The following is a 16,993-nucleotide window of genomic DNA, read 5'->3' on the forward strand; positions in this document are numbered from 1 at the left end:
GCGCCATTATGATACATTAATCATTCGGGGGGCTACACATGAAAACACACATTAAGCTGGGCAGAAAGTCCGCGCTGTTACTAGGGACGACCATCCTGCTGGTAACAACGGCGTTAAGTGGTTGCAGCGGTAATTCCAACAATGGAGGAACTGCTGCGGGGACGGCCGAACCCGGAACACCTACTGAGTCATCCGATCCGGGCACAAGCACAGGCATCGATCACAGCAAACCTCTAACCATTACGGTATTCGACAACGCAGCTAACTATCAAGGCGAGCAGACGGGATGGTACGGCAAGCTGCTGAAAGACAAGTTCAATATCACACTGAACATTCTGGCTCCGCAGGTAGCGGGCGACCAGCTGTACAAGACCCGCTCGGCATCCGGCGACCTCGGCGACCTCCTGATTATTGAGAACAGCCAGCTCGAGGAACTAATTCCGGCAGGCATGATTATGGATCTAACCGACATGATTAAGAACACGGAGCATCTGTCCCAATATGTAGACAATCACTTTAAGCCGTTCAATGTGGCCTTCGAGAAGCAGAATCCTGACGGTAAAATCTATGCCCTCCCGGCCTTCACCGCCGATACTTCGCCAACGACTTTCTCAGAAGAGCTGCCTTACTCCAGCCCGATTATGCCTTGGGATTATTACAAGGGAATCGGCGCGCCGAAGCTGAATAATCTGAACGACCTGATGACCGCCCTGAAGGACATGCAGGCTAAATATCCAAAGACTCCGGACGGCAAGCCGATTGTTCCGATCACCCTCTGGAAGGACTGGGATGGCGGAAGCATGGAGAATGTCCGCTGGCTCAGCAACTGGTATGGCTATGAGCAGCCGAACGGCACGACAACGATTCAATTGAATGCCAAAGGTGACATCGTGCCAATCGTGGACGACAACAGCATGTACAAAAAAATTCTGCAGTTCTATTATGACGCTAACAAAATGGGTCTCGTCGACCCGGATTCCCCTTCCCAGGATTGGAACAAGGTATCTGAGAAGCTGACCAACAAGCAAGTTCTGCTTCTGTGGTACTCCTGGCAGAGAGGGTTCTACAATACAATTGAACGCGGCAACCAGGGCGACGGCAACGTAGCCGTTCCGATCGGCGATACCCACCTGATCCAGAACAGTGATGCTTATTTCGGGAACGGTAGAGTGTTCGCTATCGGCTCCAAGGCGAAAGAGCCGGAAAGAATCATGGAACTGATGGACTGGATGTCTTCACCGGAAGGTCTGCGTTACTACACCAACGGCTTCGAAGGCTTCAACTATGAGAAGACACCGGACGGCAAATTCAAGCTGACCGAAGTCGGCCAGACGGCATTCCAAGAAAACACCCCGGTCCCTGCCGAATACGGCGGCGGCGGTTACCAGGACGGCCAGAGCAAGGTCAACTCGATGATTATGAGTGATTTCGTGACCGACCCGGAAACCAAAGAATTCTACAACAGCACGTACTGGGCTTCCACCATTGAAGCCAACAAGACTGCGCTGACTACAGACTGGCAGAAGACCTATGACGCTACTACTCCGACCGAGTACTATACGAAGAACAACATGATCGACATCGTGCCGAATATCAATACCAGTCTTGGCTCCGATTCTTCTGACGTCAAGAACAAACGCAGCCAGATCTCGGATTATGTCAAGAACACCTCCTGGAAAATGATCTTCGCCAAGGACCAGGCCGAATTCGACCAGCTCTGGACCAAGCTGAAGAGCGATGTCGAAGGGCTCGGCTGGAACGATGTGTTCGCTGTAGACAAGGAAAGAGCAGAGAAAATCGTTAAAATGCGCGCTGATGCGGTTGCCAATAAGTAAGCAGATGAGCGTTACCGCGTAAGCTGTAAAAGTAAAAGAAGAGGCAGCCCCTGAGCCATGGAAATGGCTTGAGGCTGCCTTTTTTGTTACCGGAAACTGTTCTTCCTGCTCCCTTAAAAAATAAGCTGAGCGAACTGATACAGCCCGTTCTTCCAGACCGGCCAGTCATGGTCGCCCTGCTCTTCTACCCAGATGTGCGGTACGTTATGCTCTGAGAAATAAGCATCGGTGCGGTCGCTGACATACTTGAGGCTGTCGAGGTCTCCGCAGGATAACCAGAGCAGGTTAAGCGCGTCCGTTACCTTCTGCGGTTCCGGTACCAGCAGTTCCGGCTCCTTCGTGTTAGGTGCCGCAGAGAAGGCTCCCACCCAGGCGAAGCGGTCCAGGTTATTCAGACCCATGTTGAGCGATTGCCCTCCGCCCATGGACAACCCGGCCAGCGCGCGGTGCTCCCGGTCCGTCAGCACAGAATAATTCGCTTCAATATAAGGGATCAGATCGTTCAGCAGATCAGACTCGAAGGTTGCAAAGGCTTCCAACTTGTCAGGAGCGAAGATGTCACCCTCCGCCCGGTCATTCAACATCGCCCGCCCGTTCGGCAATACAACAATCATGGGCTTCAGCTTGTGATCAGCATAAAGGTTGTCCAGAATAATCTGCGGCGTGCCGTGAGTGTACCATTCGTCTTCATCTCCGCCAATGCCGTGCAGCAGATACAAGACACTATATTTCTCTGTGCTAGAGTATCCAGGCGGCGTATAGACTCTGGCCTTCCGGGTGTTGCCTACTGTGGCAGAGGGATATTCGATCATTGTGATCTTACCACGCTCGATCCCTTCTCTCTCCTGATCATATCCCGCTGCTTGTGTTGTATACTTCTGATGGTTCATGTCCAATACTGCTCATTCCTCTCTTGGATTATATGTATTTCTCTACACTTAGTTTATTCAATAAACTAAGTGTAGAATCCTGCTGAGGAACCTGCTGCAGAAAAAATATATGTAGGATAGAAGGTCTTCTGCATTCTCCTACATTGGACAGTCCCGATTGTATTTAACCTTCGTATACATATGAATGCATCGGAGTAATCTCTACCGGCTGTAGGGATTGATATAGAGCATTAGCCTCAGCAGAAAAACCCGTTATAAAAGCAGTTGTCACACCTTGCTCCTTCAGCCGCAAGAAGCAGGCAGTAACAACCGCCTTGCCGAATCCGCGTTGCCGGTAGTCGGGGTGGGTCCCGATCGTCTCTATGACCGCAATCCCCTTATCGTGATCCACGAACCCGAAACAGAAGGCAACATGCCGCCCCTTCTCATCAACCACAGACAGATCAAGCTCTTCATTATAGGAGGGCAGAGTTTTTCTCCAATACTCTACCTTGACTGGGCTGGAATCAGATGGAGAGAAGATCTGTTCAATCAACTCTCCCTTCGATTCTTCGTCTGCCCCTTCCGCCATGCACCAGATGTAAAAGCCTTCTTCCAGGTTCAAAGTGTACTCAGTATGCACAAGATCGTATCTTCTTGTATTCCCGATATGGGAATCCTGCACAAAACCATGGTCTAATAATGCCTGAACCTCCAGACCGTAGGGATAGCAATCGGTGTTGAGCTTCTTTTTCCCCTCGCCCCATACATTCCGGGTCCATGCGACCATCTCGTCCGCCAGATGCGGGTAATCCGGATGAACGATTAAACTGAAGAAGCCGCCTCCGGATTCGGAAATGAACAGGCCTGTGATCTCACCGGCTTCATTCTTCCATAGGTGTGCATTTTTCCTCCTGAAATCAGGGTCTGCACTTTTGAGCGCTTCATGCTTGTCCCAGAACTCGAATCTGACAAATTCCCAGGTCTGAAGCTTCCCAGTCAAGGTTACCATTTTTCTCAAAAAGGTATGAACGTTGTTGAAGTTCTCCTCGGTGTCTACGTACTTTTCATTGAATGCCTTCATCTCCTCATCTCCATTCGGCTCTCATCATTTCATCCTTCTTCCATTATATGTAGGCCCACTTTTCCTTTATAGGCAGAGATCTGTTAGGATCATTTATTGCATTGCTCTGTATAGAACAAATTCACCCTGCGGGTGAAGGATGCTTTGTGCCTCATTGTATACTGTGACTTAGGCCGCATTGCTGCATTTCTTGCAGGATTTCTCTAAAAGGGTACGGGCTGCGGAGATGGGGCCCATCCCTCAGCGCAGCGGCACCGATTGTGGTCGGTTTTCCGCATACATTTGGCTTACGTGGCGCACCCTCACACCCTCGACGCACCGATTGTGGTCGGTTTTTCGCCTACATTGGGCACGCGCACCCTCGGCGTCTCCATTGTGGTCGGTTTTTCGACCATATTCCGCCCACGCACCCCCGCCGTGCCCAATGTGGTCAGTTTTTCGACCATATTCCGCCCACGCACCCCCGCCGTGCCCAATGTGATCGGTTTTTCGACCATATTCTGCCCACGCATCCCCGCCGAGCACAATGTGGTCGGTTTTTCGCCTACATTCGGCACGCGCCTCATTGGGAGGGCATTTACGCACAGATAGCCGCAACTCATAAATGTCTTAAAAAAACACAAGAGCCTGTCCCCAGGGACAGGCTCTCAACCATAACCTTCTACAGCACTATTTTCACTGCAGCATTATCGGATAATTCAAACGGTCCAGGCGTCACATTCGAGTCCGGGCGCTGCTTACCGAAGAAGTCGCGGTCGAACCGGTACGCCGAGCCGTCCGGCTCCTCGTAACGCATCTCGGCGTGATAGCTTCGGCCCAGCAGATTCGTGGTGACCACGGTCGGCGCGGCAGCACGCAGCAGCTCAGGGTTCACAATATGCACCTGCACCTTGCCGGAAGCCGGATCAACCTCGATCTCAAGACCCTTGTCGGCATAGACCTTCGCGTTCGGCTCATGCGCACCCGGCACCGCATCTTTCAGATACAGGTTGCCCTGAATTCCAACGGGCAGGGCCATCTGTTCAGGATGGAACGGCTTGCCGGAATCGATCATCGCCTTGATCTCTTCCTTGGTCAATTCCCACCACTGCTTATGCAGCGCATTCGGGTGCTCGTCATAGCCGCCCAGTCCAACTGGATGCAGATAACAGCGGGAATTATCAGGGATACCGTCCATCACCCGTTCACCGTTATCATTAAGCTGCTCTCTCGGGGTAAGCGGCAGATGCTCGAAGAAGGTCATCGGCACTACCTCATTGCCCATATCCTCATCACGCAGGAAGATATTGTTATAATAGCGGTCATCCCCGCCCGCGATATTGCTGTAGCCCGCAACCGCTGTCTCATGCGGCATATGGTACGGTGTATATCGGGTAAGCTCGGGGCGCACCACGAATCTTCCGGCGAACAGGTTATGGACGAACGCGCCGCCCTGGGCCATATTGCGGAAGTTCATCGGCGACAGGAACAGGTTGTGATCCACCATATAAGGGCCGTGGCACACCTCCATGAAGAAATCCTCGGACAGGTTGTCGTAGAACACATTCCGGCTGATCCGGGTGCCCTGTGCCTGCCAGTCCAGCCATAACGCCCGGTAGGAGCTGTAAATGACATTTTCGCAAATCTGGGTATCCAGTGAAGCATGGAGCTTGATTCCGCCTACCTCTGCCCCGTGGAAAATCCGTTTATGATGAATATTATAAATACGGTTCTGGACAATCTGGCTGAAGGCCCCGCCCAAATGGCCGACAACTCCGGCCTGCTCACAATCATGAATTACATTATTGCGGACGATATGACTTCCGATGTTATCCTTATGCCAATCCTGGCGGAGTGCGCGGAAAATAACCTCCTGCTCCCGCTGCGTCCCGCCCTTCATCCGGCCATTTGACCACTCGTTATGCCCGGTTGAGATTTCTTTGCCCAGGCTCACCCCTGTGCATTTGGACTCGCAGATGTGGTTGTCCTCAATGATCCACCCCTTGCTCCAGTGAGGTCCGATCAGCCCTTCCTGCAACGCCGTTGGCGGAGCCCACTGCGGAGAGGCCTGCCGGAGCGTGAAGCCTCTGACCGTAATGTAGCCCCGTCCCGTCTGCTCCGGCCAGAAGCAATAAGGACGAACGCTGATCTCCACATTCTCCCGGCGGGGGTCCTTGCCCCCAAAGGTCGCCCAGATCCTGGTGGAAGCCGAGCCTACTTCTGCATACCACTGGAGCAGAGAGTCCGCCGGGTACTTGGCCTGCGGCCATACCTGGGGATCGCGCAGCTTGGTAACGCTGTCACATTCATACAACGATTTGCCGTCCAGGTAGACCTCCCCCAGATGCGGCTCAAACGCCCCTTCGAACAGCCAGTCGCCATACAATTTCTCCGCAAAAGGATTGCGCACAGCAAACAGGCTGTTCGGCACCTCTGTACTCCAGACACCATCCCCTTCATCCTGCCAGTCCGCCACGGGCTCAGCACCTGTGATGATGACCTCCCCATCCCCGGCAGCCTGATAGACAATCCGTTGTTCCTCTGTTCCTCCGTTAGCCGGGCTCACCCATTCCCTGTATGTACCCGCCTGAACGGTAACCGTATCTCCAGGCTCCGCCAGCGCCGCAGCGCGGGAGATGGAGCGAAAGGGCCTCTGCGCTGTACCGGGAGCCTGATCGCTCCCTCGCAATGCAACATGATATTCCATATGAGCATCCTCCTCTTTCTTGTATGTCATATGGACATTTTAAATGAAAATACTTTATTTTGCTATAACCATGTATACAATACTCATAGAAAAGACCGCAGGCCTTGTACATCCGGCATACGATCTTTCTAAGATCATTCCCCGTAAGGGAGAACTCTTGTATACAATTAGACAACCTAACCTTTAACCCCGCCGACCATCATGCCTTTGACAAAATACTTTTGCAGGAACGGATACACCATAATAATCGGCACGGACGCTACTATCGTCATCGTTGCCCGCACGGACATCGGAGTGACCGCATTCTGCTGGCCTCCCGTTGCCCCCTGGATCATCCCGTCCAGCGACGAGGTGCCGGTGGTGGTGTTGGAGTTCTGCAGAATCTTTTGCAGCTCATATTGCAGGGTACTGAGACTTGCATCAGACGAGTTATAGAGGAAGACATCGAACCACGAATTCCACTGGAACACTCCCGAGAACAGCGCCACCGTAGCCAGTACGGGTACCGTAAGCGGCAGGATGATGCTGAAGAAGGTCCGGTAATCGCCCGCGCCGTCAATCTTAGCCGATTCGATGATGCTCTCCGGCAGATTTTCAATGAAGGAACGGATAATAATCAGGTTGAACACCCCGATGATTCCCGGAAGAATGTAGACCCAGAAGCTGCCGACCAGTCCCATATCCCGTATCAGCAGGTAATTGGGAATCAGGCCGCCGTTGAAGTACATCGTCATGATAAAAGCTACGGTGATGAATTTGCGCAGCACGTAATCCTGTCTGCTAAGCGTGTAGGCCAGCATGGCCGAGCAGAAGACAGTGACTACCGTTCCGATCACGGTGCGCAGCACCGAGATGAAGGTCGCATGAAAAATCGTGGCCTCTCTCAGAATATAATTGTAATTCGCCAGCGTCCATTCTCTGGGAAGAAGGTAGATCCCGCCTTTAATGGAATCTTGCGCATTGTTAAGCGATACGGCAAGAACATTCACGAACGGATACAGGGTAACAATCATTAGTGCGATCATGAAGCAGTAGTTGCAAATGACAAACAAGCGGTCGCCGGTGGAAGAGCTTATGGGGGGCTTGCGTTTTTTCTTATGGACAGCTGCGGTCTCCATGCCTGCGCCTCCTTTATTAATACAGCCTGGCTTCGCCCATACGCTTCGCGGCATTATTCGCCATGAACAACAGGATGAAGCTGACGACCGTCTTGAACATTCCCGCTGCGATGGACAGGGAGAAATTACTCTGGGCAATTCCGTATTTCAGTACGAATATATCAATGTTCTCGGAATAATCCACATTCATGCCGTTGCCCAGCAGGTACTGCGGCTCGAATCCCGATTCCAGCAGATAGCCGATATTCATAATGAGCAGGACAATCACAACAGACTTGATGCCCGGAAGCGTGACATAGATCATTTTCTTGAACCGGTTCGCGCCGTCGATCTCCGCTGCTTCATACTGTGTGGGATCAATCGTTGTCATAGCGGCCAGGTAGACGATGGTGTTCCAGCCGATATCCTTCCAGACGGAGCTGGCTCCGAAGATGGTCCAGAAGTATTCCGGGATTCCCAGGAACAGAATTTCATTGCCGCGGTCAAGGAAGCCCAGACCCACCAGCAGCTGGTTAATCGTACCATCCGGGGACAGCGTCGTCTGAATGATGCTCGCCGCGACGACCCAGGAGATAAAATGCGGCAAATAACTGACAGTCTGCACTACACGCTTGAAGGCAATATTGCGTATTTCATTAAGCAGCAAGGCCAGGGTGATCGCAGTGACGAAGCCGAAGAACAGGTTAATCGAGCTCATCGCCAGCGTATTGCGGAGCACCCGGAGGAAGCGGTCATCCCCGAACAGAAATTTGAAATGCTCGAAGCCAATCCAGGTCTGCTCCATGAACTTCCTGGCCGGCTTATAATCCTGGAAGGCAATGCTCCAGCCCCACAGCGGCAAGTATTTGAATACAAACAGCCAGATTAGAAAAGGGACCGACATCACTGCCAAGGCCCGCTGCTGGCCCAGCTTTTTGAAGAACAGCCTCATCCGGCCCGGCTCCTTATCCGCCGCCGGCCGGGATAACGCGGGTACCGTATTTTTATCCATCCGTATCTCTCTCCTTCAGCGCACCGGGGTGTCTAAGCGGCAAGCAGGAAAGACCAGCATCTCGGTACAGCCCTGGTCTTTCCCGCCGATTCCGGCGGCTATTGGTTCGCCAGTTCGACCTTCGCTTTGACTTGCTCAGTGGTCCATTTCTCATAACCCGCAGTATCGAGCTTGCCGAATTCCTTCATGTATTCCTCCCAGACTGCTTCGAACTTATCGGGAGTCGTCAGCACCAGCTTAGGGAAATATTTCTTCGTCATTTCATCCTTGCTGGCTTCCCAGAGCTGTTCCGGGGAATTCTGCTCCTTCGCGAAGCCCCACGCCGGGAAGTATGGACGCGGAACCGGTTCAGCGAACAGCTGGCTGTAGGTCTGTACGCCGTATTTTTCTAAGATCGCCTTATCCTTGTCGGTCAGCGTCATCTGGAACACCTCCGGCTGGCTGGCAACATTCTTGGCATTTCCGTCAGCCAGGGTAGAAGTGGCATTATACATCGGCCAGTTCCAGCTGAAGTACTTGAAGCCGAAGCTCTCTCTGAACGGCTCGTCAATCTTGTCGATCTGCTCCTGCGTACGGTAGTAGCGGCCCTGTTCATTCACTTCATACGTCTCGCCCTTGATTCCCCAGGACATCAGGGTCTGGTTCTCTTCGGTCAGCATGTTGTCGAAGAACTGGATGATGCGGACCGGGTCTTTGGCACTGACGGTAATCCCGATTCCGCGGTTCGTTACCAGGCCCCCAGGCGGATCAAGATAGGCATCCGGGGTGCCCTCCTCGAAGGTTACCGGCAGCGGGAAATACTTGAAGCCGTCCAGAGAAGGGTCTTTACGGGCGGCATCCTTCAGCACATTCAGCGCATTATCCACCTGCCAGCGGTAGTCGAAGAAGCCGAGCACCTTGTGGGAGGTTAATTTGGCAATGTACTGGTCATAGTTATCGACGAAGGAGGCTTTATCGAACAGACCGGCAGCATTGAGGTCATTCAGCGCCTTCAGCCACTTTTTGGTGGACTCGGCACCGGCATAGGTCTTGGCTTCCCAGGTGTTCGTATCCACTGTAACGTTACCGTCATTCGGATAGCCCATCAGATGCATCGGCGGGTTGGAGGTGGCGAAGAATCTCCAGTCATGCGTAAGAGAGACCATGCCCGTCAGATTCTCATCCTTGTGCTTGTCGCGGTAATTCTTAATCAGCTCTATATATTGATCCAGCGTCTTGATCTTCGGATAACCCGCTTCCTCCAGCACACGGCGCTGAACCCAGAACCCCGCACCGGCTTCCGGCTCAGGAATGAAATCGTTCACCTGGGCGGCAATCGGCAGGAAATAGATTTTACCGTCCTTGGAGCGCATCTGATTCAGCGATTTGCCGTAGACACGCTGGATGTTCGGCCCGTACTTCTCAATCAGCTCGTCGAGCGGGATGAATGCACCGGCATTCAGCACTTCCTCTATAGCGGCATCGGGAATCAGCACATCCGGGTAATCGTTGGCGGCAATCATTGTTCCGATCTTAGTATTGAGGTCGCCCACCACGAATTCCAGCTTGAAATTGACACCGGTCTGATCCTCCAGCAGCTTGCCGATGGTCGTCTCATTGGTATTTCCGTCCTTTGAGCCGGCCACCCCGTTGAAGATTTTGAACGTTACCTTATCCTGCTTGGGTTCGGTCTCTGTGGTAGCGGCAGCGCTTGTCGGCTCCGTCGTCCCCGTATTCTTCTTGGCATTATTAGGCCCCGAGCAAGCCGTCACCACGGATAATGAGACGACTGCCGTCAGAGCGAGAAGCCATATTCTCTTGCTTTTACCCATTGCCTGTACTCCCCCTTGTATATTCATGGTTTAGTGCTTCTTTAGTATAAAAGCGTTTTCATTCCTCCGTTACCCGTGAAATTATGGCTTCTCCTTTGAAAACTATGGATGAACTGGAATTCTCAGCTCAATCCGTGTCCCTTCACCCGGTCTGCTGTCCACCTGGAAGATTGCGCGCCTGCCATACAGCATCGTTACTCTGTAGATAACATTCTGTATTCCGATCCGCTCGCCGATAATCCCTTCCATGTCGAGGTATCCGTACAGAGTGTCAACCTGCTCACTGCTCATGCCAATCCCGTTGTCCGCCACTTGGAAGACCACCTCATCCCCCTCCATGCTGATGCGGATCTCAATGCTTCCGCCTTTTTTGAGCGGCTCGATGCCATGAATACTGGCGTTCTCCACGAAGGGCAGGAACACCATTTTGGGGACAACGCAGGCGTAGGCCTCAGGCTGCACATCGATATGATAGCTCAGCTTATCCTCGAACCGGTATTTCTGGATATCCAGAAAACAGAGAATGAAGCCCAGCTCCTCCTCCACGCTCACCCACTCCTTATTCCAGGTCAGCGAGCTGCGCAGGATCATCGCCATGCTCTGGATGATTTTGGCCGTCTCGTTCTCCTGCTTCAGCAGGCTCCGCATCCGAATCGTCTCCAGCGCATTGAACAGGAAGTGCGGGTTAATCTGGCTCTGCAGAGCATTCAGCTGCGCCTTCCGCCGCTCCAGCTCCAGCGACTTCTTCTGAATCTCTGTAAGATACACATCGTTAATCAGGGCCTTAATCTGCATAATCATACTGTTGAACTCCAGGGTCAGCTGGCCGATCTCATCGCGCGATTCCCCGTGCATGATCATCTGGAACTGCTGCGTCTTCACCTTTTTCATATGCTTCAGGATCTCAATAATCCGGAGGTTGATCGAACGGGTAATGATCAGAATAATAACGGTGGGGACAATCATCATCAGGCAGGCCGACCAGAGGATGAAATAACGGGATTTCAGCACCTCCTTGATGATCTCGTTCTCATTCACTGTGCCGACAATCCGCCAGCCGGACAGATAGCTGATACTGCCGTATTCCTTCTCGAAATCAATGAGTTGCTCCTGCTTCAGGGAGGCATACAGCTGCCGGTCCTTCCCCTGCCAGTCTATGGCCTGGTTCGTCGTATATTCAATCCGGCCCTCCGGCCCCAGCAGATACACATCCCCCTGCACGTTCAGATTGGCGAAGACCTCCATCAGATCAATCGTCTTAAAATCAATCTTCACCAGCTTCTCCTTGACCATGCGGTCCGCGAAATAATCCATCCGCCGCAGCAGCGAGAACGACTGGAACCGGCCGCCTGCATCCTGGGTGCGGACGAACATCGGCTGGGAAGAGGCCTCCTGCATCCACTCTTTATACCAGACACTCTCCCGGACCTCCGCGGACAGAATCCCGATATTCCCAGAATTCAGCAGCGTGGGGTTATCCACATAGATGGTCTTGTTTTGCAGCGAGGAAGAGAACGGGGAATAGTTGTTCAGGGTGGACCTGAGATAGAGGTCGTAAGCCTCGACATAGTCTTCGGTCTGTGTGAAGTTACGGTCCAGCACCTCATTGGTCTTGTAATCCGCATAGAAAAAAGAGGACAAGCCCACGGCCTGATCCACCATCAGCCGGAACTCATTCTTAATCTGTTCCACCGCCAGATCGATGTCCTTGATCCGCTGCGCCTTCACATTTCCGGTAATCGTGTTGTAGAAGATCACATTCGTGAGAATAATCGGAGCGATGACCCCGAGGAAATAGACGAGGAACATTTTATTCCTGAGCCGGATATTATTCAGCAGCTTCATGCAGCGCCCCCTCCTGGCATTAACGGTTGCCCGTCCGGTTTCTATATTCTGTAGGCGTTCTCTGCTCCAGCTTCTCGAACTGGGTGACGAAATAATCAGCATTCTTGAATCCGACCTGCTCGGCGATTTCATAGATCCGCAGATCGGTCTGCCGCAGCAGCTTCTTGGCCTCGGTGATACGCAGCTGGAGCAGATAGTCATTGAAGTACATGCCGTAATTCTTCTTGAACACCTGGCCAAGATAGGCTGAGTTCATATAGAACTGGCCTGCGATCTGCTTGAGGTTCAGGTTCTCATGGAAGTTCCGGTCCACATAGCACTTGATCCGGTACAGCCCGCTGCTGCCGTAGCTCTGGTACAGCTCTTGAATCCGCTCCGCCGCTTCCAGCGCAAAGGCTTCGAACAAGGACCTCAGCTCCGCAAGGGTGATGTTATGATCCGGCCAGTTCATCATCGGGACAAGGCTCGCCAGCTGCTTCTCATCCCCCTCCATGCTCCGTATAGTATGCAGCACACTATGGACGCATTGAATGGCTACGGCCTTCATCGCTTCCCGGGAGACCAGCTTCTCCTGAAATTCTGCGAACAGCTTACCGATCCCGCCCATGATCTCCGTGTGCTTACCCTCCTCAATCGCTTCAATCAGCGCCTGAAACACCCTACTACTGGTATGGATGTAGTTCAGGGACAGACCGGCAATATCAGAGGACAGCAGAATCGGCTGGGCAGGCCGGACATATTTGTACTCCACAGTCTGCTTGGCCGAGGTATACGAATGCTTCAGCTCCTGAAGCGTGCTCACCGGCCTGCCCGCATACGCTTGAACCTGCAAGGGATAACGCTGATAGAGCTTGCTCAGACAATGCTCCAGGAAGCTGCGCAGCTCCCCTTCATGGTTCGCCAGATAATGTTCCGGCACAATGAAGCCGAAGAACCTCCGGTGCTCATAGATAATAGGCGTCTCTGCTGTGAACTGCTGCACCGCCTGCCGGATCGCCTCCTTCAGCTCCGCCTTCCCGGGCATGGACTGCCCGCTCCAGGGGAACACATTGTTCACCTCCAGCAGCACATAGGTGAACTGGCGGGACCCCGCCTCTATCCACTGCTGCTCCCAGGCGTCTAGCACTTCATCCACCGCTTCCCCCCGGATCAGCGCCTCTACCCGCTTCACTCCCTCATGAATGCTCAGCCGGTCCTGGAGCTGCTTGCGCGCAGTGAATAAATCGCGGAACTTATGAAGCGCTTTCACAATTTCGTGCTCATTAATCGGCTTCAGCACATAGTCCAGCACGCCATACCGGACCGCCTGCTGGGCATACCGGAAATCGTTATATCCGCTGATAATGATAAATTCCGTTCCAAGCTGCTCCTCGGTCACCGCCTCAATCAGCCCGATGCCATCCAGGACCGGCATGCGGATATCGGTGATTACGAGCTGCGGCCGCTTGGCCCGGATCAGCTCCAGCGCATCTTCCCCGTTGTCCGCCTCATCCACTATCCGGAATCCGCTGCCCTCCCAGTCAATCATTCCGATCAGACCCTTGCGGACAAACAGCTCATCATCGACAATAATGATCCCGTACACTTCAGCATCCACTCCTCCGGTAAGATCGTGAAACAAAGGGAATCCCCGGCCTAAGTAAACGGTCAAGGATTCCCCGATGATAAGGAATATTATAGAGTTAGGCGGGCCCGTAGTCTAGCCTACGATGACTTCCATGGATACCTGCTTCAGGCCCGGATTCAGGTCCTTCTCCTCGGTAAGATCCAGAACTGGAGCACCATCAATGTCAAAATGCACACGGCGCAGGCCGGAGCTGCGCGGTCCCTCGATTCCCGGTCTGGCGTGGTAGGCGTTCCAGATGACCCCGTCCTCGTCCGTCACATAGGAATTATGACCCGGCCCGTATTCTCCCGGCACGCTTCTGGAGGTCAGCAGCGGATAATTGCCCTTGGTCCAGCTCTGGATATCCAGCAAATCTGCCCCCTTGTCTGCGGTCAGCAGACCGACCACATAAGTAGCATCCACCGCTGCACTGGCAAAAGTCACGTACAGCTTCTCATCAGTGTACAGAGCGAACGGACCTTCATCCACGAACGTATGGTTATTGGCCCAGCCGTAATCCGGCCGGGTCAACAGCACCGGATCACTCGTCAGCCTCCACGGCTCCTGCGGGTCAATCGTGGCGATATAGACCCAGGCTCCAAGATCCACCGGCAGGAATTGGCGCTCCGACCATGCCGCATAGAGCTTACCATTCCAGCGGATGACCGTCATATCCAGAGAGATCGTCTTGCCTGCTTCGCACAGATAGCTGCCGTCCTTCTTCACTACCCGGCGGGGCCTGGACCAGTCCGCAGCATTCATGGGATTTCCGCCGGGGCTCAGCTTCATCACATGCGACTCTTCGTGGAAGAATTCCCCTGGCGTTGCGGCATGGAAAATATACAGCTCGTCTTCAATGATATGGAGTTCCGGTGCCCACAGCAGGCCGCCAATCTCTTCATACGTGGAGGAATCGAGGATCAGGGCTTCCTCGGCAGTCACCAGCCCGGGAATCGTATTGGCTTCCCTCATATACAACGTATGTTCCTTATCCGCATCATTAGTCGCAATGAAATAATATTTCCCCCTCCACTCTGCAATGCAAGGGTCCGCACGGTTAAGTGCAACCGGGAATGGAAAGTGATCCTGATGGATCTCACCGGTGATGCTATAGGTTCCGGCCTTGTCCCAGTTGATGGCATCCGTGTTCCAATGGACTTTTTTGGCAGCCTGCGTTCCATCACTATATAGGGCCGTTGCCCGGACCCCCTTCACATCCTCCACCGATGCCGCATTCACACGGTCCGGTACTACGACAGCAATGTTCTCCGGCACCGTAAGCTTGCAAAAGAGTCTGCGGGCTATCTCAGGGGAGACAGCGATCCTATTACGCGGCTGGATTCCCTCGATATCAGTCTGCACCGCTTCCAGCGTGAACGGCTCCGCCTCCACCGGTGCTGAGACATTCGTAAGGCTCATGATGTCGGCAGTGAAATTCTCGTAGCCCTGACCCTGCCCGTCTATCCATTGGATCAGGTAACCGTTTCGCTCCGGGTCGTAGGTGCAGGAGACATCGCTTACATGAGTGTCTGCCTTAAGCTCCAGCAGTCCAATCTCGCTGTATTGCAGCAGATCGGGAGAGGAGAACAGCAATACCTTGCCCTTGCTTTGTTCATCTGCTTCCCCGTCAGCCTCGGTGCGCACGGCGAGGACGCCGAAATTCCCGTCTGCCAAGTAGAAGAGATACGGCTGCTTCAAGCTTTTGGCCCGGAGCGTCCCATCCTCATTCTCCGTCGCCTTGGCGAACAGGACACCCGAGTTATGATTCAATGCCTGATACTGGCCCCTCTCCGTCTTGTAAGCCAGGTGCATACTATAAGCCAGCTTCGATGCATACACGATATCCTCCTGCGGCAGTCTTGTATAGCAAAGGATATCTTTCCGATCTTCGTTTTGTTGTGGTATCATGAATTCATAACCTTCCTTCATATTGATAATTACTAATAATAATAATCACGCACTGTTCGGTTAACCTTAGAATTCACTCTTATATCCACTATAAATTATAGAGATTCACCGAAATTCTAACAATGATATTTACTGACCATTAATTGATCTATCCGCAGAAAGGAGAAGCCCATGCCCACAATTCATTACGTGGAATACGATGCCGCACATCCGGCTAATTTTGTCTACAGTATCCCCGAAGGACTGGACGCCTGGCTTCTTGTCCTGACCCAGACCCCGGCGGTGTTTGAAGTGGACGGTGAATTGAAGGAATTTCCAGCTCACTCTGTCGCTTTGTATCCTCCAGGGCGCAACATCTATTACCGCGCCTGCTCCCGGAGGTATGTCAACGACTGGGTGCGCTTCGATGCGGATGAATCGTATATCACCGAAAGCGTCCTGCCGCTGGGCAGCCCGTTCTCCCTGCCCGATCCCGGGTATTGCCATCAGCTGTTCCAGCTGCTGACGCTGGAGAACTCGTTCCAGAACGATTACCGGGAGCTGTCCATTGACTACCTGTTCCGCCTCTTGTTCAACAAGCTGTCCGAAGCGTCCCAGGACAAGCTGACGCCGCAGTATTATAATCTGCTGGAGCTGCGCAAGACGCTGTACAGCAATCCGGGCCACCCTTGGACTGTATCCTCAATGGCCGGGTATCTGCACATCAGCACCGGCTACCTCCAGACCATCTACAAATCCGCCTTCGGCATCTCCTGCATGGAGGATGTCATCCAATGCCGGATTCGGCTGGCCAAGGAGAAGCTGGGCTTCGGCCAGCATAAAATCGCCGAGATCGCCGCCCTCTGCGGCTACGCCAATGTCGAGCATTTCTGCCGCCAGTTCCGCCAGCTGACCGGCTTCTCCCCCCGCGCCTACCGGGAGCGTCTGGCTTCCAAGCAACCGCTGATTCGGAAGGGGGAATAGCGGGAGTGTAATAGGGTCGGAGTTAGACGAGGCTAAAGTGGGAGTTAGTTAGGAGTATGGCAAAGAGTATGTGGAAATGTGAATACATCGTTGCTCCAACTATGGGCACCCTCTCGCCGCCGCCCAATGTAATCGGTTTTTCGATTACATTCCATCCTCGCGCCTCCGCCTAGCCCAATGTAATCGGTTTAATACGAAAATAAAAGTACCGGGAAATGTGCCGCAGACTGGATTTTGACAAAAAAAGACCCACCGCCCCAAAAGAACGTTTCGTTTT

The 16,993-nt window shown here is 53.1% G+C and carries 11 protein-coding genes; 2 read left to right on the top strand and 9 right to left on the bottom strand.

The genetic code is table 11. The features are described 5' to 3' along the window. Positions 1 to 38: 38 nt before the first annotated feature. Positions 39 to 1,835, top strand: a complete 1,797-nt coding sequence (locus J2Z70_RS18820; RefSeq protein WP_209875800.1) for a type 2 periplasmic-binding domain-containing protein — start codon at positions 39 to 41, stop codon at positions 1,833 to 1,835. Positions 1,836 to 1,948: 113 nt separating this feature from the next. Here the strand turns inward: J2Z70_RS18820 and J2Z70_RS18825 are convergent, their stop codons facing one another. From J2Z70_RS18825 to J2Z70_RS18865, 9 genes are all read right to left on the bottom strand, one after another. Then, positions 1,949 to 2,725, bottom strand: a complete 777-nt coding sequence (locus tag J2Z70_RS18825) for an alpha/beta hydrolase (RefSeq protein WP_209875802.1) — start codon at positions 2,723 to 2,725, stop codon at positions 1,949 to 1,951. Between the two features lie 163 nt (positions 2,726 to 2,888). Then, entirely contained in the window at positions 2,889 to 3,788 is a 900-nt protein-coding gene (locus J2Z70_RS18830; RefSeq protein WP_209875804.1) for a GNAT family N-acetyltransferase, read from the bottom strand. A gap of 661 nt (positions 3,789 to 4,449) precedes the next feature. Beyond that, positions 4,450 to 6,474 (bottom strand): right-handed parallel beta-helix repeat-containing protein, encoded by a 2,025-nt coding sequence (locus J2Z70_RS18835; RefSeq protein WP_209875806.1) that lies wholly within the window; start codon positions 6,472 to 6,474, stop codon positions 4,450 to 4,452. A 176-nt stretch (positions 6,475 to 6,650) separates the two neighbouring features. Beyond that, a complete protein-coding gene (locus J2Z70_RS18840) occupies positions 6,651 to 7,592 on the bottom strand; it encodes a carbohydrate ABC transporter permease (RefSeq protein WP_051477981.1) in 942 nt (313 codons plus the stop codon). Between the two features lie 16 nt (positions 7,593 to 7,608). Continuing rightward, the gene (locus J2Z70_RS18845) at positions 7,609 to 8,583 is read right to left on the bottom strand and encodes an ABC transporter permease (RefSeq protein ID WP_036693425.1); all 975 of its coding nucleotides are present in this window, start codon (positions 8,581 to 8,583) and stop codon (positions 7,609 to 7,611) included. A gap of 98 nt (positions 8,584 to 8,681) precedes the next feature. Further along, complete coding sequence (locus J2Z70_RS18850) at positions 8,682 to 10,394, bottom strand: type 2 periplasmic-binding domain-containing protein (RefSeq protein ID WP_209875808.1); 1,713 nt, start codon at positions 10,392 to 10,394, stop codon at positions 8,682 to 8,684. A 102-nt stretch (positions 10,395 to 10,496) separates the two neighbouring features. Beyond that, a complete protein-coding gene (locus J2Z70_RS18855) occupies positions 10,497 to 12,239 on the bottom strand; it encodes a sensor histidine kinase (RefSeq protein ID WP_209875810.1) in 1,743 nt (580 codons plus the stop codon). 19 nt (positions 12,240 to 12,258) lie between these two features. Beyond that, positions 12,259 to 13,860, bottom strand: coding sequence for a response regulator (locus J2Z70_RS18860; protein ID WP_209875812.1), 1,602 nt, complete (start codon positions 13,858 to 13,860; stop codon positions 12,259 to 12,261). A 78-nt stretch (positions 13,861 to 13,938) separates the two neighbouring features. Beyond that, the gene (locus tag J2Z70_RS18865) at positions 13,939 to 15,684 is read right to left on the bottom strand and encodes a family 43 glycosylhydrolase (RefSeq protein ID WP_342593029.1); all 1,746 of its coding nucleotides are present in this window, start codon (positions 15,682 to 15,684) and stop codon (positions 13,939 to 13,941) included. Positions 15,685 to 15,924: 240 nt separating this feature from the next. Between J2Z70_RS18865 and J2Z70_RS18870 the strand changes: the two genes are divergently transcribed. Continuing rightward, positions 15,925 to 16,716 carry a helix-turn-helix transcriptional regulator gene (locus J2Z70_RS18870; protein ID WP_209875816.1) on the top strand — a complete coding sequence of 264 codons (792 nt, stop codon included), beginning with the start codon at positions 15,925 to 15,927 and terminating at the stop codon, positions 16,714 to 16,716. The last annotated feature ends 277 nt before the right edge of the window (positions 16,717 to 16,993 follow it).

The organism is Paenibacillus silagei (genome assembly GCF_017874735.1).
Classification (GTDB): domain Bacteria; phylum Bacillota; class Bacilli; order Paenibacillales; family Paenibacillaceae; genus Paenibacillus_AQ; species Paenibacillus_AQ silagei.